Raw genomic sequence first — 26,158 nt, forward strand, 5'->3', positions numbered from 1 at the left:
ACTGTGTCTTATACTTTATTTTTAATTCGATAGACATACGCTAGAATTTCAGCAACCGCTTTGAAAAATTCTTCCGGAATGGGATCGCCTATTTCAGCTTGATCAAATAACGCCCGAGCGAGCGGACGATTTTCCACAGCTACGACATCATTTTCTTTTGCAATCAACTTGATCTTTTGTGCGACAAAATCGACACCCTTCGCTACCACAACTGGTGCATCGAACTCACCGGCTTTATATTTTAAAACAATGGCGTAATGAGTAGGGTTAGTGATGACAACGTCTGCATTCGGCACTTCCGACATCATTCGTTTCATCGCCATTTCCCGCTGACGCTGTTTGATCTTTGACTTTATCAGCGGGTCGCCTTCCGTGTTTTTATATTCATCTTTGAGATCTTGCTTTGACATTCGAATATTTTTTTCAAAATCATATTTCTGATATAAATAATCTAATACAGCTAAAAAAAGTAAGAGTGCTGAAGCATACAACCCCATTTGAACTGTTAATTTACCAGCGACCAATAATGTTTGTTCCACTGGCTTAAGTGATAATGATAAAACATGTTCAATGCTTAACCACAATACTAAAAACGTAGTAATACCAATTAATGAAATTTTTAAAATTGATTTTGCTAATTCCACCAATGCTCTGGCTGAAAAAATTCGTTTTAATCCTTTAATTGGATTCATTTTAGATAACTTTGGTTTTAAAGGCTCTGTTGAGACTAAAAACCCTACTTGTAAATAATTCCCTGTTATCCCTGCGAGTGCAGCAACACCCATAATCGGAAGGACAATCCATGCCACTTGCACAAGCATATCAATATACACAATCCTTGCTGTATCCATCGTCACTGGTCTCAATATATAATCCATCAGCGGTACCGCTACGATATTTAACATCCTGTCTCTAAATAATCCTCCGGTAAAAAACAAAAAAAGAAATACGGCAAATAAGATAATCGCTGTATTGACATCCTGACTTTTTGCCACTTGACCTTTTTTACGTGAATCAAGACGCTTCTTCGGTGTCGCTTTTTCAGTTTTTTCTCCCGCGAAAAATTGCAGATCTAAAGGGATGTACTTCATCATACGATTCCCCCTCCGAGTATTGTCATAATATCGCGCATGACAACAAACATTAAATCAAATAGCCCTTGGATCACTTTGAATGTAACGCCCATTAACACGGATAAAATAATAAATGCTACTGTAATTTTAATTGGTAATCCAATAACGAAAATATTAAATTGTGGAGACGTTCGAGCAACAATTCCTAAGGCAATATCAACTAAAAACAGCGTTGCGACAACAGGAGAGGCAATTTGAAAAGCAATGACAAATGTTGCAGCAAAGGCTTTTATCACAAACTCAGCTGCAATGGGTTCTCCAAAGGCAATTGCTAGTTGATCCATTGGTACAAATTGATAACTAAAAAATATCCCATCCATAATTAAATGATGACCATCAAAATAAAGAAGCATAAGCAATGACAACGTATATAAATATTGCCCCATCAACGGACTTTGTGCACCCGTTTGTGGATCAATAACATTTGCAATCGCAAATCCCATTTGAAAATCAATAAAATTTCCGGCAATTTGAATGGCAGACAAAACAATGTAGGCAATCAAGCCGATAAATAAACCAACGAGTGCTTCTTTTATAATTAACATGATGTATTCACCATTTATCTCAAGCGGTTCAACATCGATTGTGTAATACATCATCCACGAAATCAACAAAGCAAAGCCAATTCTGTGCATTGCAGGAATCGTTCGATGGGAAAACAATGGCATGATAACGAAAAAGGCCGATACTCTCACCACGATTAAAAGTAAAATAGTTAATCTCGGATATAATTCTTCCATCTTATTAACCTATGTACCGTGTCAAGTTGGTTAAAATATCAGAGGCATAAGATACGATTTGTGTGAGCATCCAGGGCCCAAAAAAGACTAGCGCAACCATTACCCCAATAATTTTCGGAATAAACGCAAGTGTTTGCTCCTGAATTTGAGTAGTAGCTTGAAAGATACTGACTAAAAGACCGACGGCAAGTGCAACCAACATCAAAGGAAGACTAATCATCAATGTAGTATACACGCCTCTTTCAGCGATTGAGATAACCATTTCTCCATTCATAGAAGTTCACCTGCCTAAAAGCTTGATAGTAAAGATTGCATAACTAGGTACCAACCATCGACTAAAATAAACAATAAAATCTTAAACGGTAAGGAAATCATGACCGGCGGAAGCATCATCATCCCCATCGACATTAAGACAGAAGCTACAACCATATCAATTACAAGAAACGGAATAAAAATCATGAACCCCATTTGAAATGCAGTCTTTATCTCACTTAAAGCAAAAGCAGGAACCATAACTGTCAACGGAATATCTTGAATCGTCTCGGGTCGATCTGCCTGTGTATAGCTTAAAAAAAGTTCCAAATCCTTTTGCCTAGTATGTTTACTCATAAATTCTTTAAATGGAATGGAAGCTTCCTCATACGCTTCTTCAAGATCGATTTCTTCGTTAAAAAGTGGTGTTAATGCTCGGTCATTTACTTCACTGAATACCGGTGACATCACAAAAAACGTTAAAAACAGGGCCAAACCAATAATAACTTGGTTCGGAGGCATCTGCTGAGTTGCAAGAGATGTACGCACAAACGAAAGAACAATTACAATTCTTGTAAATGCTGTCATTAAAATTAAAATACCTGGTGCTAATGAAAGAACAGTTAGGAGCAGTAATAATCTAACAGAAGCCGCAACGTCATCTGGTGGACTATCATTAAAAAATTGAATAAATTCATCCATTTGTATTTTGCTCCTTGCCCTTTGCCCGATTAAACAACTTTTTTCGCTCTACCTTGTGCTGGTTTAGCTGTTTTGACAATAATGATTGAAATGAATGTTTTTCTTGACTCGTCTGATTATTTCGCGTCGATAATTTCTCAAACCATAGACTTAATGGACTTCGCTGCATTTGTTGATTATCTTTTTCTCGGTAATATTGTTCAAGTTTCTCCTGTTCTTTTTCATCCGTGACTTCCTTTATCAGCTGTACATCCTCACCGACACCTAACACGTAATAGCTTCCTGCCACTTTCACAATCTGTACAGAGCGATTACCGCCAAGTGTTGTCCCACCCATGTTTTGAATAAGCTTAGATTGTTGAAAGTTACGCGTACGACTATTTACGAATTTTAGTAAGCCATAAAGAAGAATAAGAACGAATCCTAATGCTCCAATCAACTTAACATACGTTACCCACGTGGCATCAGGATTTCCTTTACCTAGGATTTCTTCTTCATCACCCAGTGTGGAAATGTCATCGTTACAATTTTCTTGATTGTTCCAACATTCATCTACCATTCCTTCCGCTAAAACTGATGATTCTCCCCCAAGCCACAATGAGCTTAGAAGGAGAACAAAGATCAGTATAGGGAAGATTCGTCGATTTTTCATAGTTATCAACCTATCGCTTTTGTAATTGCCTCTATCACACGGTCCGCTTGAAACGGCTTAACGATAAAGTCTTTTGCACCTGCTTGAATCGCATCAATAACCATCGCTTGTTGCCCCATTGCAGAACACATTATGATTTTTGCACTGCTATCTATTTTTTTAATTTCTTTAAGTGCTGTGACTCCGTCCATCTCTGGCATCGTAATATCCATTGTGACGAGATCAGGGGATGTCTCTTTGAATTTTTCAATCGCTTGAACGCCATCTGCTGCTTCTCCTACTACGTCAAATCCATTTTTCGATAAAATATCTTTAATCATCATTCTCATAAATGCTGCATCATCAACTATTAAAATCTTTTTAGACATTCCTAGAATACCCCCATGGTTTTATCGTAGTTTACCTAAACGATCAGATTGACTCACTATATCTGTTAATCGCACACCAAAGTTTTCATCAATTACGACAACTTCACCATTTGCGATCAAACGATTATTTACTAAAATATCAACCGGTTCCCCAGCTAGCTTGTCTAACTCAATAATTGAACCTGACGTGAACTCTAAAATTTCTTTTACAGACCTTTTTGTACGCCCGAGCTCTACTGTTACTGATAATGGGATATCAAGTAATAAATTCAGATTTCTAGCTTCGCTTGATTTTAATCCAGGAGATTCAAAGGTAGAAAATTGTGCTGGTTGAACGTCGACTGGTTGTGATAAAGCTCTTTCTCGATTTAACTGAACACCTGCGTTCAAATGAGAAGTTTTCGCTGGATTTAGCTGATTCTCAGCAATGCGTGATGAGTGGGTCGGTTGCTGCTGAACCATTTCACGCTCTTCAACGGCTGGACGTTCTGCTACAGCTGTCGCAGCAGTTTCTTCAAAACCATCTCCACTCTCCATTAATTGCGCTACTAATGTTTGCCCAAGTTCGAGTGGAACAAGTTGCATGATGTTTGATTCGATTAGCGACCCAACTCTAAGGCTAAACAAGATCTGTACTAACAACTCTGAATCAGGAAGATTATACACCCCATTCTCCTCGGTTAAATTCAGCAACCCAATACTTGGTGGTGAAATATCCACTTTTCTTTTAAAGATCGTTGACATTGATGTAGCAGCGGAACCCATCATTTGATTCATTGCTTCTTGAATAGCACTTAACTTAATTTCATCCAAGTCACCTGAAGGGCTTGTACCGTCTTCACCTAACATCAAATCTGCAATCACCTCAGCATCTGCCTGTTTAATAACTAATAAATTGTTCCCACTTAATCCTGCGGTGTATTGTACATTTATAGCAACAGAAGGATGCGGGAACGACTTCGAGACCTCATGTGTTTTTACAACCTCTACCTTTGGTGTTGTAATCTCTACTTTTTGATTTAATAATGTAGACAAAGCTGTTGCAGAGCTACCGAAAGAGATATTTCCAATTTCTCCAAGTGCATCAATTGCCACTTCATCTAAATAATCTGCCGTATTGATTTCCTCTGACTGTGGTAGGTCATCATCAGATGGTCCTTTCAATAGAGCATCAATTTCATCTTGAGAGAGCATGTCATCACTCATCATCGTCCTCTCCACCTTTCAATTCATCTATAACTTGAACCCCTAGTTTTTTACCAATTTGTCCTGGTTGTGCTGTGAATTTAGGCACACCACCTATGCGAAGTGTAACAGGTTCATCATAGCGACAATTCAGCTCTAATACATCTCCGACTTCAAGAAGTAAAAACTCCTCAATCGCCATCATCGAAGATCCAAGCTCCGCTGAAATCGTCAAATCTGCTTTTTCCACACGTTTTTCAAGCTGTAAAAGTTCTTCTGATTTTGATTCTTTTTTATTCGTTTGCATCCAATATTTCACTGATAGATTTGGAATAATCGGTTCTAATACAACGTGTGGGATACAGATGTTTATCATACCACTCGTCTCACCAACAATCGTATTTAGTGTAATGACTACGACTGTTTCATTTGGTGAAATCACTTGTAAAAACTGAGGATTCACTTCGAAATCAGTAAGGATCGGATCAATATCAGCAATTGTTGCCCACGCTTCACGTAAGCTATCAAATGCTTGCTCAAACATATTGGACATGATCTTCGTTTCGATTTCTGTTAAATTTTCTACTTTACTGGCACTTGCCCCTCTTCCACCTAGCACCCGATCCAACATCGCATACGCAATATTCGGATTGATTTCCATCAATAGCTTACCGTCAAGTGGTGCTACTTCATACACATTTAAAATGGTCATCTTCGGTACTGAACGGATAAATTCTTCATATGGTATCTGGTCCGCTGATGCAACAGATATTTGAACAAATGTACGAAGTTGTGCTGAAAAGAAAGTTGTTAGCAATCTTGCAAAGTTTTCATGAATTCGAGTTAAACTACGAATCTGATCTTTAGAAAACCTGAGCGCTCGTTTAAAATCATACACTTTTACTTTCTTTTCTTGCTCTTCTTTTCTAATCTCATCTGCTGACCTTTCACCAGTTGAAATAGCTGATAGTAAAGCATCAATTTCATTTTGCGAGAGTATATCTCCAGCCACTTGATTTCACCTCCACCCTCTAAAAACCTTTTTTATTGAATGACAATGGAAGTCGTATATACTTTAATCACTTCGCCTTCTTGCATTAACTCATTCACACGGTCTTTAACAATCTCTTCAAAAGCGTTTTTACCTTCTCTTCCTTCCAAATCAGTGCGTGTCATCTCTGAAAGTTCATCAATAATAATGTCTTTCACCTGGAAGTCACGCTGTGCTAATTCTCCACCTGCTTTTATACTATCTGTTTGAATAGTCATCGATAATCGAGCAAAATTGTTGTTCGCAATGCTTGAGGTTACGTCTGGTATTTCAACCGAAGCATCAACAATCTCTGCAATCGTTGGACCTCCTGTTTCTTCCTCTTTTGATAGTGGATTGAGTTCATAAAGCACGACAACAGTCACAAGTGTAATACACACTAGAATGATCAGCATCGTAAGGAGTAGGTTATTTTTCATCATCGTCCTCCTCTTTAAGATTGCTCACATTTAACACGTGTATTGATTGGTAGAATTGGAGAATCTCTTCTTTTACATGCTCAATTGAATCTTTTACAATAAACTTCTTACCATTTGTTAATGTGATCGTTGTGTCAGGAAATGTCTCCACTGTTTCTATGTAAATTGCATTAATCATGAATTTTTTTCCATTTAACCGGGTTAATTTAATCAATTTGGTCAGGACTAGGTCACATCGAACCCAGTCCTGTCACCCCCTCACAAAAGATTATCGCTTAAGATTAACTAATTCCTCTAGAATTTGATCAGAAGTTGTAATAATACGTGTATTTGCTTGGAATCCACGCTGAGTAACAATCATTTCAGTAAACTCTTCTGAAATATCAACATTAGACATTTCAAGAGCACCCTGTCTTATTACCCCACCAATGTTTTCAGCCTCCCCCACATTGGCAATACCAGAGTTAGCGGATTCTTGGTATAAGTTGTTTCCAACTTTTATAAGTCCACCTGGATTATTGAACTTTGCTAACCCAATAGTCGCAATCTCTTGAATCTCATCATTTGAATAGATTCCAATGATTTCACCACCCGGTCCAATAGCGTAACCCGCAAGTGTTCCTTCGAGGTAACCATCTGAATCGACATCAAATGTAGCTGCACCAGGATCATTGGTTAATCCATCAAAATTTAAATTAGATACTAAGAAAGTTTCATCCTCTCCGATTGGCAATTCAATAGTTCCCGGAAAATCTCCTTCAAGATCAATATCGAAATCAATTGAAACAACGGGGTCAAGGGAATTATTCGTAAAAGATATATTCCATTGAGTAACTGGATCACCCGAATCCGCTGGCATTATTGGTGTCATTTCAACAGCATAAATATGTTCTACTCCACTATCATCAACAACTATCATTTCTTTAGGAATACTAAAATCCTCATCAACTACATCCGAAGGGAAATTACCGCCAAATGTAATTTGTTCCGTTGCCCGTGCTGGTAACACCGCATTCTCATCAATCGTAATATCTGACAATACGCCATTTTCAAATTGTTGTACACGATACCCGTCAGTTGTTACCACGTTGCCTGCATGATCAGTCGTAAAATTCCCTGCACGTGTATAGAAGTTTTGTCCTCCCGGTCCTTGCACAACAAAAAAACCATCTCCTTCGATCGCCAAATCCAGTGGACCCCCAGTTGTTTGTAGTGAACCTTGTGTCTGGATGTTGTCAATCGATGCAGTGACAGATCCAAGACCGACTTGCAATGGGTTTGTCCCCCCTCGACCTTCCGTTGCGCCTGAAGCACCTCGCATCGTCTGGTTCATGGCATCTTGGAAAGTAACGCGCCCTTTTTTAAATCCAAAAGTATTTACGTTTGCGATGTTGTTACCAATAACATCTAGCTTTGTTTGGAAGTTTTGAAGTCCTGCAATTCCTGAATACATTGAACGAATCATGTAATACTCTCCTTTCAAATTAAGGCTGTATCAATCAGTCAACAGCCAAATAGGCTCCTTAAAAGGTCCACCTAGTCCTTCAAAATAATTGTGCCATCAATATCCGTGAATATTTGGTTATTTATATCCGCCATTCCCATCGCCGTGATTACGGTTTGTTTTTTCACACTGACGATTAGCGCTGCATCGTTGAGCAAGACGAGTGAATCGTTTATTCCTTTTAACTTAGCTTCGTTAACTTTTTCTTCAACCCTTTGCCATTGTGCATCAGTGATGTCGATGTTGCGCTGCATGAGACGATCATTCGCATGCTTGCTAATTTTCAGCTGATCACTTTTTGCCAGCACTCCTTGCAGTTCATCTGCAAATCGCTTAGACGATGTTGGGTTCAGCTGTTTACCCTTTGGCGTAATCGGCTGTGATGGAATCGGGGTAAACCGAATAGGTTCCATCTAGTCAAATCCTTTACTGTGCAATTTGTGTGAGCTCATCGATTGACACACGCTGATCATCTTCCGTGTGAAGCCAAATTGCTCCATCCTTCCGTGATACGTAGGTTACAATACTTTCTTGTAACTCATCTTCGTCATCGATCCAACTAACTTTCTTACCGATAAGCATACTTGCTTGTTGAAATCCATCTTGTTGTTCACCTGCATAAACTCCTGAAATGTTCCCAGGTTCTAACAGTGTGCCATCTGTTAATTCAAATTCAACGAATCCCCCTACGTAACGAATGGACGCAATAATTCCTCTTCCGCTTGTTGGTTCTTCTCCATCAACTAACTTGTCCCATTTTACTTCTTTTCCAACGAATTCGTTATATTGAATGAGCTGTGTTTGCTCTTGCATCTCAGCGAATTTCTCAAAAGATTCAGCCATGTTTGTCATTTGTTCAAGTGTCGAGAAACTTGCCAATTGAGCAATAAACTCTGTATCATCCATTGGCGCTGTTGGGTCTTGGTTTGTTAACTGAGCAACTAAAAGTTTTAAAAACGCGTCTTTCCCTAATGTATCATTTGATTCAACACTAGCTTGGCCCTGTGATGATAAAAAAAGATCACTGTTTACTGTATTCACATTCATTTCTTACACCTCAATGTTTAAGAAAATTTGATGGAAGCTTTGTTCTTCATCTTGATCATCATCTAAATGCTCATCTTTTTCTTGTTCTTTTTGTTGAGATGACTGCTGAGAAGATTGATCCATTTGTCGTTCAGAACGATTGGATTCTGATTCCATATTAAGCACTTCAATTTTTTCAACTTGAATGTTTTGACTCGTTAACGACTGGCGTAATTGATGCAGTTGCGAGTCCATCATTTCTTTCGCTATACCAGTTGATGTCATTACTCGAGCTGTTAATATTCCTGCCTTTTGCACTAGCTCAATGCGAAGTGTACCTAAGTGCTCCGGCTGCAAACGGATCATCAGCTTTTCTGTGCCATTGGCCTTGCCAAATTTCGCTGAACTCATGATTGTTTGAAACTGTTGCATAAGAGATGTTGCTTGTTCATTTGATTTTACTGGTACAGCTAGTGACCATTTCCCGTGACTGCTTTGAAGTTGTAAGGATTGCAAGTTAACGGAAGTCACTTCGGCCTTTGTTTCAGTTAGCTTCTTTTCACTTGACCCCTCGGATGTTTGCCCTTCTTTCTGGAACATGCCACTCCAATTCAAATCATTTTTCGTGACAGGCGTTTTAAAAGCATTCATCTGCTCCTGCAGTTTCACAAGTTTTTCTTCCACGTGAAGCAATGTTTTCGAAAGACTTGCAGCGACTGTACTTTGTGCAGCTGGTCCATCAGTGGACTGCACAGCTAAGGTAATACCTTTTAACGCAGCAATCGCTTCTTGCATTGTTGGTGTTAACAGCTTTATGGATGGAAGTTGGGCAACCTTTTCTGCAAAATTTGATAACCAGACCATTGATTCAGGATTACCAATTTTTACATTTGGCACTTCACTTGAAGCTGTTTGCCCCAAAAGTTGGTGTAACATATCTTGAGAAAGATTTAATTTTTCAAGTACACCTGGTAGGTCTAGCGACATGATTTCTTCAGGCGACACCCCAAATTGGACCATCGATTCTGTACCTAAAAGGTTTAAAAGTTCCTGGATTGTTTTCTCTACCGATTCAACGTCATCTTTTGACAAACCGCTATCTAATTTGCTTTTTTCAGTTGATTGTGCAACCGCCGCCATTACCTGACCAAACCCTTGCGTCTGATCGGTTGCCTGATTCATTTCATTTGCTGTACCACCTAATTTACTTATTGAAGCATCCATTTTCGGCGGGTTTACCAATACATCCATGATCACGTGTTTTTCACCTCCTTTCAGGGGAAATGTATTATGGTGTAGATACTGAAAGTAGTTCGGTGTATCGTGCTGCTTCAACTGGGGGTAATTTTTCAAACACTTTTGCTAATGAGTCAGGTGATAATTGGGATAAAATCTTCACTGATTCGCTATCTGTCATTTCTAAGATGATGGGTGCAGAAGCTTTACCTGACATTTCTTCAAAAACAGAAACAATTTCATCAAACTCTTTAGATTCTGTTTCTTGCTGTTGACGAAGCGTTTCCATCTCGTCTATTAGCCGTTCTTGCTCAGTCAAAAGCTGTTCATTTTCATCTTGTTGGCTCACAATTTCACTTTCAAGTTTTGAAATTTCAGCCTCTTTTTCTTTATTTTGTGTTTGAAGCGTCACAATCTTTTGATCAGAAGTTTGCTTTTCAGCACCCGTCTTTTCTTCCCCTTCTTGTGTAATGAATGGGATCGAAATTCCAGCTTCTTTTGCTTTGTCAAACAAATTGATATCCAATACTGTAAGAATTCCAAGCGATGCAACTGCAAGAAAAATAGCAGGGATGAGAAAGATCATTAGAAATACCTGAAACTTTCCCGGTGATTTTTGCGCAACTGGTTCTTCTTGTCGTACTTGCTTGTTCATTTTCTATCACCTATTTCTGCGATTCATAAATTGGGTCATTGAAAGTTCGTTCATTTGCTGGCTGTCTAGTTCATTTTGATGAGCTAGATGGAAATGGTGATCTTTTTCCTTTATCTTTTCGTACTTTCTTACTTCAATGTTTCGATCCATCAAGCGCTGTTCATGCCATTGCATAGTTGTTCTTGCTTCCATGACGAGTTTTTGTTGATATGAGATGCTTTTTTCGATATTCAGTAAAAATTGTTGTCCATGGCGTAAGGACATCACAGCAATCCCCGATTGAATATTCACTGCTTGCGCGTCCTCCATCAACTCTTTCTTTTTCAATAATTGATAAAGTTTTTGAGCGAGCCCTTCAAACGATTCAATTGATTCTCGATAACGATCTTCTGCTTCTTTTTTTTCGCGTTCTTTCACCGTTAGAACCCGATCAAATCGAAACTGATAAGCCAAACCTACCACTCACCTTTTTCTGCAAGTTTCACAAGCTGATGAACACTTGTGGCTAAATCAATTTTTTCATCAAATGCTTGTTTTAGTAGCGATTTGATCTGTGGATTAAATCGAATCGCTTCATCTATTTCTTGTGAGGAACCTTTTTTGTACGCACCGATACTGATCAAATCTTCTGCCTGATCATACGTACTCATGAGCTGTCTTATTTTATCTGCAGCAGATAAATGCTTCTTGTCAATCAGATGGTTCATCAAACGGCTCACACTTTTAAGTACATTGATTGCAGGGTATTGTCCACGATTGGCGATAGCACGATCCAGCACAATATGTCCGTCCAAGATACCTCTAACAGTGTCGGCAATAGGTTCGTTCATATCATCCCCATCAACAAGTACTGTATAAAATGCTGTGATGCTCCCATTTTCATTTGTTCCAGTACGCTCTAACAGCTTTGGTAAAATTCCGAAAACAGATGGTGTGTACCCCTTTGTCGCTGGAGGTTCCCCGATTGCTAGTCCTATTTCACGTTGAGCCATAGCAACTCGTGTAACCGAATCCATCATGAGCATGACATTCAACCCTTTATCTCGGAAATATTCGGCAATCGCTGTTGCAGTAAATGCCCCTTTAATTCTCATCAGCGCTGGTTGATCAGATGTGGCCGCAACGATAACACTACGTTTGGCCCCCTCAGGTCCAAGATCGCGCTCAATGAATTCTCGAACCTCCCGGCCACGTTCTCCTACTAGAGCGATAACATTTAAATCCGCTTTTGTGTTTCTTGCCACCATACCCAGTAACGTACTTTTTCCAACACCACTACCAGCGAATATCCCGATTCTTTGACCTTTACCAACTGTTAACATGCTATCGATCGGACGAACACCAACTTCCATAACTTCATCAATTGGTGGGCGCATTAATGGATTGGGTGGTTCTTTTTCGGTTGTAACCACTCTCATGCCGATTGGCAAGGGACTTTCATCAATGGGGTTGCCAAGAGGATCAACAACTTTCCCAATCAACGCTTCACCGACTTTAATTTCAAGTGGTCGCCCTGTTGCTTCAACGATGCTTCCTGGTGAAATATCATGGACGTGTGTAAAAGGCATCAGGACAACTTTTTCTTCACGAAAGCCGACAACTTCTGCTTTTATTTTGATGTTATGACCTTTCGAGCTAGAGTGAACGTGAATAAAACACACTTCACCAATTGAACTTTCAGGCCCTTGGGATTCAATCATTAAGCCGATGACTCGCTTGACCTTGCCATATTTTCGAAGTGTTGTTATTGATTCTACATGTGGAATAAGTTCAGCAGCCCTCATCCTAACTCACCTAGTAAAAGCGACAACTTTTTCTTCATCTCACCTAATTGCGTATCGATACTAACATCAATTCTTCCTTGATTGCTTTCAATAAAGCATTGAAACGGTTCAAGTTCCTCTTCTGGATAAATGTACAGTTGCACATCTACCGGGAACATCGCACGTAGTTCTGCCCGTTCCTGTTGCACATGATGAAACTGCTGAAGGGCAACATAGACTTTCACTTCCCTCATTTCACGCGCTTCTTTTATGCCTTTTTTTACGATTGATAGAAATTTTTCTGGCTGTTCTTCCAGCTTTAGAGCCAAAATTCTCTCAGCCGACTTCATCGCTAGTTCTAAAATCACATGTTCATTGTGCTCTATATGGTCTTGTAGTGCTTCTTTAGACGCTGCGACAATCTGCTTTGCTTCTTCAATAGAATGAAAAAGATCAGCGAAACCTTTTTCTCTACCTTCTTCATATCCTTGTCCAAATGCTTCTTCATACGCTTGTTTTTGCAATGAGACTTTTTCTTCTCCCCAAGCTGTACGCTTGTTTTCAATCTCCCGAAAAAGTGAATCTGCTTGTTGCTGTGCAATTTCCAACATATTAGCTGATCGTTGTTGCGCATCCATAACTAGTTTGTCTGACTCTCGTTTTGCTTGATCAACTGTCCATGCGAGCGTATCATCGCTATGCAAATCATCTATATGGACCGGTCTGAATGGTATCGCTTTTGCTTCTTTAACAGCCGATCCAACATAATTTGATTTAATCACTCTAGACAATGACATCATCTCCTCCACCGCGTGCAACGATAATTTCACCGGCTTCTTCCAAACGTCTAACGATTGAGACAATTCTAGTTTGTGCTTCTTCAACATCACGAAGTCTTACTGGTCCCATGTATTCCATTTCTTCTTTAAAGTTTTCAGCCATACGTTGAGACATGTTCTTAAAGATAATATCTTTAACATCGTCAGTTGATACTTTCATTGAAAGTAGTAGATCATCATTCTCACAATCCCTGATTACACGTTGTATAGAACGATTATCAAGTGTCACGATGTCTTCAAATACGAACATGCGCTTCTTGATTTCCTCTGCAAGCTCTGGATCTTGAATTTCAAGTGAATCAAGTATCGTTTTTTCTGTCGCACGATCAACGCCATTTAGCACTTCAACAACTGATTCAAGTCCGCCTGTTTCTGTATGGTCTTGTTGAACCGTAGATGAAAGTTTTCGTTCAAGTATCGATTCAATTTCACTTATTACTTCTGGACTTGTGCTATCCATCACGGCAATACGTCTGGCAATATCCGCTTGAACATCCTGTGGCAGTGCAGATAGAACCTGACCTGCCTGCTGTGGATTCAAATATGACAATATAAGCGCAATCGTTTGTGGGTGCTCATTTTGTATAAAGTTAAAGATTTGCATAGGATCTGCCCGTTTAGCAAAATCAAACGGTCGAACTTGAAGTGATGAGGTCAATCGATTGATGACAGCATTTGCTTGGTCGTCCCCTAACGCTTTCTCAAGAACTGATTTTGCGTAGACAATCCCGCCTTGTGATATATAGTCTTGGGCAAGGGCCATACTATGAAACTCTTCTAACACATGTTCTGTTGTCTCTGCCTCTACCTTTTTGACGCCTGAGATTTCTAATGTCAGACGCTCAATTTCCTCTTCATCTAAATGCTTATACACAGATGAAGCGACATCCGGTCCCAGTGAAATGAGTAAAATAGCTGCTTTTTCTTTTCCTGATAACCCTTTTTCTTTCCTAGCCATTATGACTCTCTCCTAATCCTCAGCAATCCAGGACCTTACTAGCTTCGCAACTTCTTCAGGCTTTTCCTGGGCCATTTTCTCTAGTTGTTTGCGACGCAATGTTCCTTCTGTTTCTTTCTCATCATTTACATCTGGAACATTAAGTACTTCTTGTTCGATAAAAATTTCTTCCTCTTCAACTACTTGTCTACGAGATCTTATGATAAAGAAGACTAGTCCTCCAATTACAACAAGTAATATTCCTCCAACAAGAAATACCCACCATGGAATGATTGGTGTCGATGTAGGTTCTACAAAGTCCATTCGTCCATTGAAAGGCTGTACGGAGACCACTACTTTATCTGCAAGTTGTTCTTCAGTTAAATCAACTGAAAACTCATTATCAATCGACGTTCGAATAATTGTTTCGAGCATCGTTTCGATATCATTTACTCTCTCTTGAGGTAGTGATGTTGCATCTTCTGGATTTGGTGGTTCAACCATCACTTGGAAACCTATGTCACGGATTCGATACGGACTTTCAACGATGTTTCGGTGAATTCGGTTCACTTCAGTGTTGATCGTTTCTTCGACTCGTTCATAATCCCCTTCACCTTGCCCCCCTTCAACAAACCCAGTTAAATTGTCAGCAGGGTCTCCCCCCTCTGGAACTCCTCCGACATTTCCAGCAGTTCCCTCAAACGTTTCAGAAATACGTTGAGCGCTAACTTCTATACCTTCCATATTTTCTTCATCAACTGGTGTTACAAGGTTTTCTTCTCGATTCTCTTGATTAAAGTCAATATCTGTGGAAATTGATACCACTACTTTATCTTGCCCCATTAGCGTCCCAAGCATCATTTGAACTTGTTGCTGTAAGTCTCGTTCGATTTTTTGCTTAATCGTCATTTGTTCAGTTACGTCCACACCTGCAAATGAAGAGTTTGAATTTTCAAAATCAAAATACTCAAACAGTTGATTCATAATGACGATATTTTCTGTAGGGAGGTTCGGCACACTCTTTGACACAAGGTGATACAAAGATGTTTTTTGTCCTTCGTCAAATTGATACCCGGGCTTTGTGTTTAATACGATGGATGCTGATGCTTGCTCAACCGAATCGTTTAAGAAAACGCCTTGCTCAGGTATTGTGATCATGACGCGGGCATCCTGCACCCCATCAATCCCTTTCATTAACTTAGCTAACTCTGTTTGCATCGCATCTAACTTCAAAACATCAAATTCATTATCGGACATACCAAATCCAGCATTCTCACTAAAAAATGAATAATCAATATTCCCAGTTTGGGGAATTCCTTCTGCTGCAAGCTCGACCATCAATGCTTCTACCTGTTGTTCAGGGACGAGAATACCCGTACCACCTTCAATAATTTCAGAAGGAATGCCTCTGCCATCTAGGTTCTCTTTTATCATTCCTGTTTCAGAAGGAGTAAGATTACTATAAAGAGGTACTAGTACATTACGATTTGCGAATAACGACACCACGATGATAATAATGATAACAATAGCAATTAAGACGCCCGCAATAATCCATCTTGTTGGTGATCGATCTGCAAAAAAGGTCTTCAATTTGATGGTCATTTGTTGTAATCTCTCGTTCATCTCAATCCTCCGGTTTTTCGGTTAAATGACAAGCCATAAGAATTAAGATTCCATTATACAGGCATTCTCATAATTTCTTGATAAGCTTCTACCGCTTTATTTCTTATTTCCATTGTTAATGAGAGTGAAATGGATGCTTTTTCCGATGCAATCATCACATCATGAAGTTCTACATTTTCTCCATTGATGAGTTTGTTTGTCATGTTATCGCTTTGAATTTGAGCATCGTTCACACCGTTAATTGACTCCTTAAGCATTTCAGCAAAATTCTGCTGTGCATCGTAAGGGGAAATTTTATTTGTAGGTTGTGTAGTAGAAGGGCGCAATTGCTCCATCCCGATCGAATTTATTTGTTGTATTGACAATGCCTATCATCCTCTCATTTATGATTTACCGATTTGTAGGGCACTCATCATCATTGATTTATTAGCGTTGAAGACCGTTACATTCCCTTCATATGACCGTGTAGCCGACATTAGGTCAACCATTTCTCTCAAAGGATCGACATTTGGCAGTTCTACATAGCCATCTTCATTGGCATCAGGATGATCAGGATCGTATAACAGTTCACCTGGTGTTTCGTCATCCTGTATTATAGAAGAAACGGTCACACCGTTACCTACACTCTCATCCCGGTTCATCGCAGTGTTCAAAAAAGAGGAGAACCCCTCACCTTTTGTCTCAAGTACAACTGACTTTCTTTTATAAGGTTGCCACTCTCCATCGTCAAATGTTGCTCTTGTTGTATCAACATTTGCCATGTTGGAAGAAATGACGTCCATTCGTAGACGTTGCGTCGTTAAGGCAGATGCTGTTATATTCATCGATTGAAACATGAGTACTGATTAACCTCCCTGGATAACAGAATTCAAACTTCCAAACTTCCCACTTAATCTCTCAATCAATGCATCATAATAAATTTGGTTTGTAGCAAGGTTCGCCATCTCTCGATCCATATCTACACCATTCCCATTTTCTCGAACACTAAATGATCGTTGGTGAACACCTGATGTGGACTGTTTAGGTGTAATTTCGAAATGTTTAGGGTTTGATGGTTGAAAAGATGAAGATGTCATTTGTATTTCATCTTGTAACATTCTTTCGAAATTTACATCTTTCGACTTATATCCTGGTGTATCAACATTTGCGACATTATTCGCTATGACTTTTTGATTAAGGGAAGAGTAGGCTAACCCTTGTTCTAGCTGACTGATTGTCCCTGAAAATAAATTCATTGTTACACCTCATTCCTTGTTGTGACGCATATCGACAATATAACTTATTGCTTATATATTTTACTGCTATGACCTCCGAGTGTCTATAGATTATATAAGTATAAAAGGACTATTTTGTTAAATATAGACTTTTCACCTAGTTTGGGGTTATATCGATATCATTTTCTTTTATATACAGGAAAATATTGCTACACAACCGTTTCAAACGCTTTTTTTGTAAAAATCGTCATCATCCAGTAATGTTACTTCCAAAAATATTCTTATTATACTCATCCATTATTACCAAAAAATTCATTAAAACTTCACAAAATACAAAAAACACCTAGGCGACAAGAATCGCTTAGGTGTTTTTTTGTTTATTAGTACTATTTGTTTTTTATTTGCTCTAGTTCATATAAGAATTTATCATTCAATACTTTAATGTACGTTCCTTTCATCCCTAACGAACGAGACTCAATAACGCCAGCACTTTCAAGTTTACGAAGTGCATTTACAATTACGGAACGTGTGATACCGACGCGATCTGCTACTTTAGAAGCGACAAGAAGACCTTCATTACCATCAAGTTCTTCAAAGATATGCTCGATCGCTTCTAGTTCACTATATGATAATGAACTAATCGCCATTTGAACAACAGCTTTACTTCGCGCTTCTACTTCAATTTCACCTGCTTTTTCACGAAGAATTTCCATTCCTACAACGGTTGCACCGTATTCACCAAGAATTAAATCGTCATCTTCAAATACTTGTTCTACACGAGCGAGGAGCAGTGTTCCTAAGCGATCTCCTCCACCGATAATCGGCACAATGGTTGTCAGTCCTTTTTGGAAAAGGTCACGGTTTTCCACCGGGAATGCAGTATACTGACTATCAATATCCAAGTTTGATGATGTTTCTGTAACGTTAAAAAGATTTTTTGTGTATTCCTCTGGGAACTGACGATCTTCAAACATTTGCTTCATACGCTCGTTCTCGATTAGTTGATTTATAGAGAAGCCCAATAGCTTCCCTTTTCTACTTAAAATAAATACGTTTGCTTCAATGACATCTGATAACGTTTCGGCCATTTCTTTAAAGTTTACTGCTTTACCGCCCGATTGTTGTAGCATCGAGTTAATTTGTCTTGTTTTACCTAATAAATTCATTATGATCAAGTCCTCCCACATTCTAAAAAAATCGTAGTATTGATAATATAATCTTTCCCTATTTTGCAAATTTTAAAACCTTACAGAATAAACTCACTTAAATCTTTATTTTTAGCAATTGAGTTTAACTTATCATCCACATATCTAGGTGTAATAGTAATGGTACCGAGAGAAATGTCTGAAGCTTCAAAAGATAAGTCTTCAAGAAGCTTTTCCATAATCGTGTGTAATCTTCTTGCACCAATATTATCTGTATCTTGGTTTACTTGGTAGGCAATTTGAGCAAGACGCATAATGGCATCTTGTGTGAATTCAACTTCAATTCCTTCAGTAGATAACAAAGCGACATATTGCTTAATAAGTGCTTGATCCGGTTCAACCAAAATGCGTACAAAATCATCAACTGTGAGCTTTTGAAGCTCCACACGAATCGGGAAACGACCCTGTAGTTCAGGAATTAAATCCGAAGGTTTTGCCATGTGAAATGCACCTGCTGCAATAAACAATACGTGATCTGTTTTCACAGGACCGTATTTTGTATTAACTGTTGAGCCTTCAACAACTGGCAAGATATCTCGTTGAACACCTTCACGAGATACATCAGCAGAGCTTGAGCCTGAGCCTGAAGATTTCGAAGCAACTTTATCAATTTCATCGATAAAGATGATACCCATCTGTTCTACACGGTAAACCGCATCTTGAGCAACTGCGTCCATATCAATTAACTTTGTTGCTTCATCGTGCATCAGCACCTTGCGTGCATCCTTCACTTTAAGCTTACGTTTCTTTTTCTTTTTCGGCATTAAATTACTTAATGCATCTTGCATGTTCATTCCCATTTGCTCCATACCAGAGCCTTGTAGCATGTCGTACATCGATGACATTTGTTGTTCATCAACTTCAATCGTCACAACCCGTTCTTCAAGTTCCCCTGCTTTTAACTGTCTTGAAATATCTTTTCTTCGGTCTTTGATCGTTGATTCTTGTTCTTTTTGATCAGCTGAATGATCTTCAGACGAATCATCATTGCCTCCAAACATCATTTCAAAAGGGTTTGTGAAACTTTGGGACTTTTTAGAAGAAGGCACGAGCAACTTGACTAAGCGACGATTCGCATTATCTTCTGCTTTACCTTTAACAGAGACCATTTTTTCTTCTTTCACAATTCGTACAGATGTTTCCATCAAGTCACGAACCATAGATTCCACATCGCGACCGACATAGCCGACTTCCGTGAATTTTGTTGCTTCGATTTTAATGAACGGCGCTCCAACAAGCTTAGCAATACGTCTAGCAATTTCTGTTTTACCAACCCCAGTAGGACCGATCATTAAAATATTTTTTGGAATGATCTCTTCTCGTAACGATTCATCCAATAAATTACGGCGATATCGATTGCGCAATGCAACAGCTACCGCTCGTTTTGCGTCACTTTGTCCAACGATGTATTGGTCGAGACGTTCAACAATTTGTTTTGGTGTTAATTCTGTTGTTTTGGTCATTGTCCCACTCCTTTACAACTCTTCTACAACAATTTGCGTATTCGTATAAACACAGATATCAGCGGCTACATGCAATGCAGCATCGGCAATCTCTCTAGCCGTCATCAGTTCTCCTGCATGCGTTTTTAGGGCTCGACCAGCTGATAGCGCATAATTGCCACCAGACCCGATTGCAAGAATTCCATCATCCGGTTCAATCACTTCTCCAGTACCTGATACAAGTAGTAAACCTTGTTCGTCCATGACAATTAACATTGCTTCAAGGCGCCTGAGAACTTTGTCACTACGCCACTGCTTAGCTACTTCAACAGCTGCACGTTGAAGGTTACCATTATACTCCTGAAGCTTTCCTTCAAACATCTCAAAGAGTGTAAATGCATCGGCTACAGAACCAGCAAATCCAGCGATCACTTGACCGTTGAATAATTTCCTTACTTTACGTGCTGTATGCTTCATCACAACCGCATTACCAAAGGTCACTTGCCCGTCTCCAGACATAGCAGATTGCCCTTTGTGCTGAACAGCAAAAATCGTTGTTGCATGAAATTGATCCATTCCGATGCCTCCTTCATGTTAGTAGCGCTTGTATGTATATTCACGCTCTAGGATGAAAAGAATTGTATGTTTTTCGCAAATGCTCTTTCGTTACATGAGTATACAGTTGAGTTGATGAAAGATGAGCATGCCCTAAAAGCTCCTGGACTGTCCGCAAATCTGCTCCATTGTTTAATAAATGAGTTGCAAAGGTGTGTCTTAACATGTGAGGATGAATCGATGCAGTTAGGGTTGTATTTTCCACAAGCTTCGTTAAAATGTGTCGGATGCCACGCGCAGTTAACGGCTTTCCTTGATGGTTTACAAAAAGAGAAGTATGTTGCAGCTCTTTTAAAAGAAGAGGTCTACTTTTATCCACATAAATCTTAATTGCATCTTGAGCAAAGCCTCCAAATGGAACATAACGCTCTTTTTTCCCTTTTCCTTTTACCAATAAAGTCGACATCGTTAAGTCAATATCGCGCAGTTGGATGGTTGTACATTCATTCACTCGAATTCCAGTCGCATACAAAAGCTCTAAAATGGCTTTGTTTCGAATATTGAGTGGCTCTGTTCCTTCACATGCTAAAAAAAGCTGTTCCAATTCATTTTCATAAAAAAAATGAGGCAACCTGCCCTCTTTTTTCGGGTGCAATACATATGACATCGGATTAGTTAATCGTAGTTCCTCACGATTTAAAAAAGCAAAAAAACTACGCAGACTTGAAACTTTTCTAGATACACTTGCTCGAGCATATTTCTCTTGATGTAATTGAACAAGATATAACCTCGCATGTATATCGTCTACTTCTTCTACTGTCGTTACACCTTCTTTGTGTAGAAACACGAAAAAATGCTCAAGATCATTAACATAGTGTTCTATCGTTAATGAAGAGTAGTTTTTCTCTGTCTGCAAGTATTGAACAAATAATTGCCTCATTTCAACCAAAACATTATTCATTCTTTCACCTCACAAAAGAAAAGCCTCTAAATTCTATCATGAATTAGAGGCTTTAGCAATCAATTTCACACCTTTTTCGAAAAGTTCTGAATTGTCTCTAATGCGCGTTCAGCATGTTTTTCTGCTCGCTCTTTTTTCCCTTTAATTTTCATACCCAAGTCAGGGAACAACCCAAAATTCGCGTTCATTGGTTGAAAGTTTTTCGTGTTTGCTTGAGTGATATAACGCGCCATACTGCCCATTGCCGTTTCAGCAGGAAACAAAACTGGTTCTTCACCCTTTGCAAGTTTCGCTGCGTTAACTCCCGCCACTAAGCCACTTGCAGCGGACTCAACATAACCTTCTACACCCGTCATTTGGCCAGCAAAAAACAGGTCTTTACGTTCTTTAAATTGATACGTCGCTTCAAGTACTTTTGGCGAATTTATGAATGTATTACGGTGCATGACTCCGTAGCGAACGATTTCAGCTTTCTCTAAACCAGGAATTAATTGGATAACATCCTTTTGAGGTCCCCATTTTAAATGTGTCTGAAAACCAACAATGTTATATAGCGTACCTGCAGCATCATCTTGACGCAGTTGTACAACTGCATACGGACGCTTACCGGTTTTAGGGTCTTCAAGACCAACTGGTTTCATAGGGCCAAACAGGAGTGTTTTACGTCCTCTTTCAGCCATGACTTCAACTGGCATACACCCTTCAAAATAGACCTCTTTTTCAAATTCTTTCAGCGGAACCACTTCAGCTTCGATTAAAGCATCGTAAAATGTATTGAATTCATCTTCTGTCATTGGGCAATTTAAATATGCGGCCTCACCTTTATCATACCGTGACTTTAAGTACACTTTGTCCATATCAATGCTGTCTTTTTCAAGAATAGGAGCAGCTGCATCATAAAAATATAGGTACTCCTCACCGGTTAGTTCTTTAAGTTGTGATGCAAGAGCTTCCGTGGTCAGAGGTCCTGTTGCGATAATTGTAATGCCTTCAGGGATTTTAGTGATTTCCTCTGAATAGACCGTTACCATAGGGTGGTCCTTTACCTTAGTGGTCACATACCCGGCAAACTCATGTCGATCAACCGCTAAAGCACCTCCTGCTGGAACGGCACAAGCATCAGCTGCACCGATGATCACTGAATCAAGTGTTCTCATTTCTTCTTTTAAAACGCCTACTGCGTTTGTTAAATTATTCGCGCGTAATGAATTACTACATACGAGCTCTGCAAATTTATCTGTATGGTGAGCAGCCGTTTGTCTGACTGGTCTCATTTCATATAATCGTACGTAAATTCCTCTTTCAGCAAGTTGCCAAGCTGCTTCGCTTCCAGCAAGTCCTGCCCCTACTACGTTTACAATTGGTTGTGTCACTCTATTTTTCCTCCTTGACTAATCCATCTCAAAGTAGTTTATCATATATAATCCAACAAGAAAGAGCCTAACAGGTCAAACTGTAAGACTCTTAACGCATTACTGCTGATGCTGTTCTTTGTAGTCACACTTCGAGCATTGAATTTGATTTCCTTTTTTAAGTTTTTTCTCAACGAGTAATTCACTACATTTTGGACATGGTCGATCAATTGGCTTTTCCCATGAAAGAAATTCACATGTCGGATATTGATCACAACCGTAGAAAATGCGTTTCTTTTTACTTTTGCGCTCGATCACATTACCAGTTTTACACTTCGGACATTTTACACCGATTTCTTTCACTATCGGTTTAGTATTGCGACAATCCGGGAAATTACTACATGCCATGAATTTACCATAGCGCCCCATCTTAATTACCATTGCATTACCACAAATGTCGCAATCTTCGCCTGCATATTCGTCTTTTATTTCAACTTTTTCCATCTCTTTTTCAGCTTTATCTAGATGAATTTCAAAGTCTTTATAGAAATCATCAATAATACTGACCCAACGAATTTGACCCTCTTCAACGCTATCCAAATCTTTTTCCATCTTTGCTGTAAATTCTACATCGATGATTTCAGGGAAAAACTCCACGATTAGCTCAAGAACGATTTCACCTAGTTCTGTTGGAACAAAGCGTTTGTTATCAAGTGACACATAGCCTCGTTTTTGAATCGTATCGAGTGTTGGTGCATAGGTAGACGGTCTACCTATACCAAGCTCTTCAAGTGTTTTCACAAGACGCGCTTCTGTATAACGTGGTGGAGGCTGAGTAAAATGTTGTTTCGGATCAATCGTATCTGACTTGGCTTTTTCGCCTTCTTTTAAATCAGGCAGAAAATTTTCTTTTTCTTCTGATTGATCATCATTGCCTTCAATGTACACTTTCATAAAACCAGCAAATTTCACTTTTGAACCGGTTGCACGAAATTGAACATCACCATTTAATAAATCGACACTCATTGTATCCATTATCGCTGGAGCCATTTGACTTGCGATAAATCGCTCCCAGATCATGCGATAAAGGCGATGCTGGTCTCGGCTTAAAAATGGTTTAACAGCTGCTGGTGTGCGAAAAGCGCTTGTTGGCCGAATCGCTTCATGGGCATCTTGTGTTTTAGCTGATTTAGATTTAGGGTTTGATGTTGATGTTGAAACAAACTCTTTGCCGTATTCAGATTCGATTATATTGACTGCTTCCTGCTTAGCCACATCTGAAATTCGGACAGAATCCGTACGCATGTAAGTAATTAGACCAACTGTACCTTCTTTTTTCCCTAATTCAATCCCTTCATACAACTGTTGCGCTAACATCATTGTTTTTCTCGCGCGGAAATTCAATTTTCTAGCTGCTTCCTGTTGAAGAGAGGATGTAATAAATGATGGTGAAGGATTTCGTTTGCGCTCTTTTTTCGTAACCTTCGAAATCGAGAAGTCATTCCCTTTTATTTTTTTCAGGACTTCTTTCACATCATTTTCACTTTGTAGTTTTTTCTTTTTCCCATTTAAGCCATAGAATGTGGTTTGGAACGTATCTTTGCCTTTTTTAAATGATCCATCAATCGTCCAATATTCTTCTGGCTGGAAGTTCTTAATTTCATTTTCACGATTGATAATGAGGCGAAGAGCTACAGATTGAACGCGTCCTGCACTTAATCCTTTTTTAACTTTCTTCCATAGTATAGGGCTAATGTTGTAGCCTACAAGACGATCTAAAATTCTTCGTGCTTGCTGTGCATCAACACGGTCCATGTCAATTTTTCTCGGATGTTTAAATGACTCTTTAATCGCATCTTTTGTAATTTCATTAAAGACAACTCTACATTTAGAATCCAAATCAATATCTAAACTATGAGCCAAGTGCCAAGCAATTGCTTCTCCTTCGCGGTCTGGATCGGCCGCGAGATAGACTTTCTTCGCTTTTTTTGCAGCTGTCTTCAATTCTTTTAATACAGGACCTTTTCCTCGAATGGTGATGTATTTTGGTTCAAAGCTACCTTTTACATCTACACCCATTTGGCTTTTTGGTAAATCGCGAACGTGCCCCATTGAAGCACGAACTTTATATTTTTTTCCTAAGTAACGCTCAATGGTTTTAGCTTTAGCTGGTGATTCCACAATTACTAAAAACTCTGACATTCAAAATCCTCCCTAGAGGTCGTCTCTACATGACTATTTATGTGTAACTATATGTGTAGTGTTGAAAACTTGTCAATATGTTTCAGGTTTAAAAAGACTATTTTCAAGCCTGAAATGACATATTATTTTTAGATAACATGTCGTTTTCACATCATGTTAATTAAAAAAGATTCTTACATGTGTTTACAACGTCTGAAGCACAATGTAAACCATCTTTTTAGAAAATGCAACTATTTTAATAAAGATTGTGGAGGATTTTCCTCCATCCCCCACTCTTCCATTATATCTTTTGAGTTTGTAACAAGCTTTGCTCCTTGTTGTATTAAGTAGTTAGTACCCATCGATAGTTCGTGATGGATCGGTCCAGGTACAGCGAAAACGTCTCTCCCTTCTTCTAGCGCTCGATCAACAGTGATCATCGATCCGCTGCGAACAGCAGCTTGAGTCACTAGAACTCCCCTTGACAGTCCCGCAATAATACGGTTTCTCATTGGAAAAAATCGTTTTTGAGGTGAAATAAATGGAGGATATTCTGAAAGAAGTAATTGGTGTGTAATCATTTCCTGATAAAGTTCTGCATGAACAGCTGGGTAAAGATGGTCAAAGCCACTTCCTAAGACGCCGATTGTACTCCCTTTTAATGACAACCAATGTGCTTGACCATCTGCACCTGCCGCCATTCCACTCACAATACACACGTCGCGCGTAAGTAATGCAGGTACGATCGTTTTCAAGCTCTGCATCGTATAATGATCTGATTTTCTCGCTCCAACAACAGCTAAAAAAAACGTCGATTGCAGCTTTTCTAAATCACCTTTTGCATAGAGGATGACAGGTGGGTCCCATATTTCTTTTAGTTGGGGTGGGTAGTCTGTATCTAAAATTGTCATAAAGTTTGTGTTTTGAAGGAATAAATTGTATGGGAGTGATGTGGAATGATAGGTCGCATGATAGTTTCGTAGTTGAAATTGTTGTGTAACAGTTAAAGAAGGTAATCGCGGCCAAAATGGGGGTATTTTCCGCTCCCAATAAATAAAAGTGGGATCAATTTCAAGCCATTGGATCAGTTGTTGATTAGTAAGTATTTGCCCATAGTGAAGATGCAATAATCGGTTTCTTACTTCTAATCGTGACATACAAAA

Annotated in this window: 30 protein-coding genes; all 30 read right to left on the minus strand. The window is 39.1% G+C overall.

The window, feature by feature from the left end:
* Positions 1–8 precede the first annotated feature (8 nt).
* Positions 9–1,091, minus strand: a complete 1,083-nt coding sequence (gene flhB / locus AB1471_RS05685; protein ID WP_367778985.1) for a flagellar biosynthesis protein FlhB — start codon at positions 1,089–1,091, stop codon at positions 9–11.
* Positions 1,091–1,873 carry a flagellar biosynthetic protein FliR gene (gene fliR, locus AB1471_RS05690; RefSeq protein ID WP_367778771.1) on the minus strand — a complete coding sequence of 261 codons (783 nt, stop codon included), beginning with the start codon at positions 1,871–1,873 and terminating at the stop codon, positions 1,091–1,093. Before fliR ends, flhB begins: the two co-directional genes overlap by 1 nt.
* Positions 1,874–1,877: 4 nt before the next feature.
* Positions 1,878–2,147, minus strand: a complete 270-nt coding sequence (fliQ, locus tag AB1471_RS05695) for a flagellar biosynthesis protein FliQ (protein ID WP_367778772.1) — start codon at positions 2,145–2,147, stop codon at positions 1,878–1,880.
* Between the two features lie 14 nt (positions 2,148–2,161).
* On the minus strand, positions 2,162–2,827 hold the full coding sequence (fliP, locus tag AB1471_RS05700) for a flagellar type III secretion system pore protein FliP (RefSeq protein WP_367778773.1): 666 nt from the start codon (positions 2,825–2,827) through the stop codon (positions 2,162–2,164).
* Positions 2,820–3,479 (minus strand): flagellar biosynthetic protein FliO, encoded by a 660-nt coding sequence (locus AB1471_RS05705; RefSeq protein ID WP_367778774.1) that lies wholly within the window; start codon positions 3,477–3,479, stop codon positions 2,820–2,822. The genes fliP and AB1471_RS05705 overlap by 8 nt, the downstream gene beginning before the upstream one ends.
* Before the next feature lie 5 nt (positions 3,480–3,484).
* The gene (locus tag AB1471_RS05710; protein ID WP_367778775.1) at positions 3,485–3,847 is read right to left on the minus strand and encodes a response regulator; all 363 of its coding nucleotides are present in this window, start codon (positions 3,845–3,847) and stop codon (positions 3,485–3,487) included.
* Between the two features lie 21 nt (positions 3,848–3,868).
* Entirely contained in the window at positions 3,869–5,056 is a 1,188-nt protein-coding gene (fliY, locus tag AB1471_RS05715; protein ID WP_367778776.1) for a flagellar motor switch phosphatase FliY, read from the minus strand.
* Positions 5,046–6,044: a flagellar motor switch protein FliM gene (gene fliM / locus AB1471_RS05720; protein ID WP_367778777.1), complete on the minus strand. Its 999-nt coding sequence runs from the start codon at positions 6,042–6,044 to the stop codon at positions 5,046–5,048. The genes fliY and fliM overlap by 11 nt, the downstream gene beginning before the upstream one ends.
* Before the next feature lie 32 nt (positions 6,045–6,076).
* On the minus strand, positions 6,077–6,502 hold the full coding sequence (gene fliL, locus AB1471_RS05725) for a flagellar basal body-associated protein FliL (protein WP_367778778.1): 426 nt from the start codon (positions 6,500–6,502) through the stop codon (positions 6,077–6,079).
* Positions 6,492–6,716 (minus strand): flagellar FlbD family protein, encoded by a 225-nt coding sequence (locus AB1471_RS05730; RefSeq protein WP_367778779.1) that lies wholly within the window; start codon positions 6,714–6,716, stop codon positions 6,492–6,494. The genes fliL and AB1471_RS05730 overlap by 11 nt, the downstream gene beginning before the upstream one ends.
* A gap of 54 nt (positions 6,717–6,770) precedes the next feature.
* Complete coding sequence (locus tag AB1471_RS05735) at positions 6,771–7,967, minus strand: flagellar hook protein FlgE (protein ID WP_367778780.1); 1,197 nt, start codon at positions 7,965–7,967, stop codon at positions 6,771–6,773.
* A gap of 71 nt (positions 7,968–8,038) precedes the next feature.
* The gene (locus AB1471_RS05740) at positions 8,039–8,419 is read right to left on the minus strand and encodes a TIGR02530 family flagellar biosynthesis protein (RefSeq protein WP_367778781.1); all 381 of its coding nucleotides are present in this window, start codon (positions 8,417–8,419) and stop codon (positions 8,039–8,041) included.
* A 13-nt stretch (positions 8,420–8,432) separates the two neighbouring features.
* Positions 8,433–9,053 carry a flagellar hook assembly protein FlgD gene (flgD, locus tag AB1471_RS05745; protein WP_367778782.1) on the minus strand — a complete coding sequence of 207 codons (621 nt, stop codon included), beginning with the start codon at positions 9,051–9,053 and terminating at the stop codon, positions 8,433–8,435.
* A gap of 3 nt (positions 9,054–9,056) precedes the next feature.
* Positions 9,057–10,283: a flagellar hook-length control protein FliK gene (locus AB1471_RS05750; RefSeq protein ID WP_367778986.1), complete on the minus strand. Its 1,227-nt coding sequence runs from the start codon at positions 10,281–10,283 to the stop codon at positions 9,057–9,059.
* A 37-nt stretch (positions 10,284–10,320) separates the two neighbouring features.
* Positions 10,321–10,923, minus strand: coding sequence for a MotE family protein (locus tag AB1471_RS05755; protein ID WP_367778783.1), 603 nt, complete (start codon positions 10,921–10,923; stop codon positions 10,321–10,323).
* A 6-nt stretch (positions 10,924–10,929) separates the two neighbouring features.
* Complete coding sequence (gene fliJ / locus AB1471_RS05760) at positions 10,930–11,376, minus strand: flagellar export protein FliJ (protein ID WP_367778784.1); 447 nt, start codon at positions 11,374–11,376, stop codon at positions 10,930–10,932.
* Between the two features lie 2 nt (positions 11,377–11,378).
* Positions 11,379–12,707, minus strand: coding sequence for a flagellar protein export ATPase FliI (fliI, locus tag AB1471_RS05765; protein WP_367778785.1), 1,329 nt, complete (start codon positions 12,705–12,707; stop codon positions 11,379–11,381).
* On the minus strand, positions 12,704–13,468 hold the full coding sequence (gene fliH, locus AB1471_RS05770; protein ID WP_367778987.1) for a flagellar assembly protein FliH: 765 nt from the start codon (positions 13,466–13,468) through the stop codon (positions 12,704–12,706). The genes fliI and fliH overlap by 4 nt, the downstream gene beginning before the upstream one ends.
* Position 13,469: 1 nt before the next feature.
* Complete coding sequence (gene fliG / locus AB1471_RS05775; RefSeq protein WP_367778786.1) at positions 13,470–14,483, minus strand: flagellar motor switch protein FliG; 1,014 nt, start codon at positions 14,481–14,483, stop codon at positions 13,470–13,472.
* 12 nt (positions 14,484–14,495) lie between these two features.
* Positions 14,496–16,085, minus strand: coding sequence for a flagellar basal-body MS-ring/collar protein FliF (gene fliF / locus AB1471_RS05780; RefSeq protein WP_367778787.1), 1,590 nt, complete (start codon positions 16,083–16,085; stop codon positions 14,496–14,498).
* Between the two features lie 53 nt (positions 16,086–16,138).
* Complete coding sequence (gene fliE / locus AB1471_RS05785; protein ID WP_367778988.1) at positions 16,139–16,420, minus strand: flagellar hook-basal body complex protein FliE; 282 nt, start codon at positions 16,418–16,420, stop codon at positions 16,139–16,141.
* A gap of 48 nt (positions 16,421–16,468) precedes the next feature.
* Complete coding sequence (gene flgC, locus AB1471_RS05790; protein ID WP_367778788.1) at positions 16,469–16,921, minus strand: flagellar basal body rod protein FlgC; 453 nt, start codon at positions 16,919–16,921, stop codon at positions 16,469–16,471.
* A gap of 9 nt (positions 16,922–16,930) precedes the next feature.
* Positions 16,931–17,320, minus strand: a complete 390-nt coding sequence (gene flgB, locus AB1471_RS05795; protein WP_367778789.1) for a flagellar basal body rod protein FlgB — start codon at positions 17,318–17,320, stop codon at positions 16,931–16,933.
* Between the two features lie 365 nt (positions 17,321–17,685).
* Entirely contained in the window at positions 17,686–18,465 is a 780-nt protein-coding gene (gene codY / locus AB1471_RS05800) for a GTP-sensing pleiotropic transcriptional regulator CodY (RefSeq protein ID WP_367778790.1), read from the minus strand.
* Between the two features lie 80 nt (positions 18,466–18,545).
* Positions 18,546–19,967 (minus strand): ATP-dependent protease ATPase subunit HslU, encoded by a 1,422-nt coding sequence (hslU, locus tag AB1471_RS05805; protein WP_367778791.1) that lies wholly within the window; start codon positions 19,965–19,967, stop codon positions 18,546–18,548.
* A 12-nt stretch (positions 19,968–19,979) separates the two neighbouring features.
* Complete coding sequence (gene hslV, locus AB1471_RS05810; protein WP_367778792.1) at positions 19,980–20,522, minus strand: ATP-dependent protease subunit HslV; 543 nt, start codon at positions 20,520–20,522, stop codon at positions 19,980–19,982.
* A 40-nt stretch (positions 20,523–20,562) separates the two neighbouring features.
* Complete coding sequence (gene xerC, locus AB1471_RS05815; RefSeq protein WP_367778793.1) at positions 20,563–21,462, minus strand: tyrosine recombinase XerC; 900 nt, start codon at positions 21,460–21,462, stop codon at positions 20,563–20,565.
* Positions 21,463–21,527: 65 nt separating this feature from the next.
* Positions 21,528–22,835, minus strand: coding sequence for an FADH(2)-oxidizing methylenetetrahydrofolate--tRNA-(uracil(54)-C(5))-methyltransferase TrmFO (gene trmFO / locus AB1471_RS05820; RefSeq protein ID WP_367778794.1), 1,308 nt, complete (start codon positions 22,833–22,835; stop codon positions 21,528–21,530).
* 99 nt (positions 22,836–22,934) lie between these two features.
* On the minus strand, positions 22,935–25,016 hold the full coding sequence (gene topA, locus AB1471_RS05825) for a type I DNA topoisomerase (RefSeq protein WP_367778795.1): 2,082 nt from the start codon (positions 25,014–25,016) through the stop codon (positions 22,935–22,937).
* A gap of 230 nt (positions 25,017–25,246) precedes the next feature.
* A complete protein-coding gene (gene dprA, locus AB1471_RS05830; protein WP_367778796.1) occupies positions 25,247–26,152 on the minus strand; it encodes a DNA-processing protein DprA in 906 nt (301 codons plus the stop codon).
* Positions 26,153–26,158 lie beyond the last annotated feature (6 nt).

Source organism: Jeotgalibacillus marinus, assembly GCF_040801915.1.
Classification (GTDB): domain Bacteria; phylum Bacillota; class Bacilli; order Bacillales; family Jeotgalibacillaceae; genus Jeotgalibacillus; species Jeotgalibacillus marinus.

Bases quoted from the DNA above. Each gene is read 5' to 3' on its own strand.
- flhB (WP_367778985.1), bottom strand. From the start codon at position 1,091: ATGAAGTACATCCCTTTAGATCTGCAATTTTTCGCGGGAGAAAAAACT.
- fliR (WP_367778771.1), bottom strand. From the start codon at position 1,873: ATGGAAGAATTATATCCGAGATTAACTATTTTACTTTTAATCGTGGTG.
- fliQ (WP_367778772.1), bottom strand. From the start codon at position 2,147: ATGAATGGAGAAATGGTTATCTCAATCGCTGAAAGAGGCGTGTATACT.
- fliP (WP_367778773.1), bottom strand. From the start codon at position 2,827: ATGGATGAATTTATTCAATTTTTTAATGATAGTCCACCAGATGACGTT.
- AB1471_RS05705 (WP_367778774.1), bottom strand. From the start codon at position 3,479: ATGAAAAATCGACGAATCTTCCCTATACTGATCTTTGTTCTCCTTCTA.
- AB1471_RS05710 (WP_367778775.1), bottom strand. From the start codon at position 3,847: ATGTCTAAAAAGATTTTAATAGTTGATGATGCAGCATTTATGAGAATG.
- fliY (WP_367778776.1), bottom strand. From the start codon at position 5,056: ATGATGAGTGATGACATGCTCTCTCAAGATGAAATTGATGCTCTATTG.
- fliL (WP_367778778.1), bottom strand. From the start codon at position 6,502: ATGAAAAATAACCTACTCCTTACGATGCTGATCATTCTAGTGTGTATT.
- AB1471_RS05735 (WP_367778780.1), bottom strand. From the start codon at position 7,967: ATGATTCGTTCAATGTATTCAGGAATTGCAGGACTTCAAAACTTCCAA.
- AB1471_RS05740 (WP_367778781.1), bottom strand. From the start codon at position 8,419: ATGGAACCTATTCGGTTTACCCCGATTCCATCACAGCCGATTACGCCA.
- flgD (WP_367778782.1), bottom strand. From the start codon at position 9,053: ATGAATGTGAATACAGTAAACAGTGATCTTTTTTTATCATCACAGGGC.
- AB1471_RS05750 (WP_367778986.1), bottom strand. From the start codon at position 10,283: ATGGATGTATTGGTAAACCCGCCGAAAATGGATGCTTCAATAAGTAAA.
- AB1471_RS05755 (WP_367778783.1), bottom strand. From the start codon at position 10,923: ATGAACAAGCAAGTACGACAAGAAGAACCAGTTGCGCAAAAATCACCG.
- fliI (WP_367778785.1), bottom strand. From the start codon at position 12,707: ATGAGGGCTGCTGAACTTATTCCACATGTAGAATCAATAACAACACTT.
- fliG (WP_367778786.1), bottom strand. From the start codon at position 14,483: ATGGCTAGGAAAGAAAAAGGGTTATCAGGAAAAGAAAAAGCAGCTATT.
- fliF (WP_367778787.1), bottom strand. From the start codon at position 16,085: ATGAACGAGAGATTACAACAAATGACCATCAAATTGAAGACCTTTTTT.
- fliE (WP_367778988.1), bottom strand. From the start codon at position 16,420: ATGGAGCAATTGCGCCCTTCTACTACACAACCTACAAATAAAATTTCC.
- flgC (WP_367778788.1), bottom strand. From the start codon at position 16,921: ATGTTTCAATCGATGAATATAACAGCATCTGCCTTAACGACGCAACGT.
- flgB (WP_367778789.1), bottom strand. From the start codon at position 17,320: ATGAATTTATTTTCAGGGACAATCAGTCAGCTAGAACAAGGGTTAGCC.
- codY (WP_367778790.1), bottom strand. From the start codon at position 18,465: ATGAATTTATTAGGTAAAACAAGACAAATTAACTCGATGCTACAACAA.
- hslU (WP_367778791.1), bottom strand. From the start codon at position 19,967: ATGACCAAAACAACAGAATTAACACCAAAACAAATTGTTGAACGTCTC.
- hslV (WP_367778792.1), bottom strand. From the start codon at position 20,522: ATGGATCAATTTCATGCAACAACGATTTTTGCTGTTCAGCACAAAGGG.
- xerC (WP_367778793.1), bottom strand. From the start codon at position 21,462: ATGAATAATGTTTTGGTTGAAATGAGGCAATTATTTGTTCAATACTTG.
- topA (WP_367778795.1), bottom strand. From the start codon at position 25,016: ATGTCAGAGTTTTTAGTAATTGTGGAATCACCAGCTAAAGCTAAAACC.
- dprA (WP_367778796.1), bottom strand. From the start codon at position 26,152: ATGTCACGATTAGAAGTAAGAAACCGATTATTGCATCTTCACTATGGG.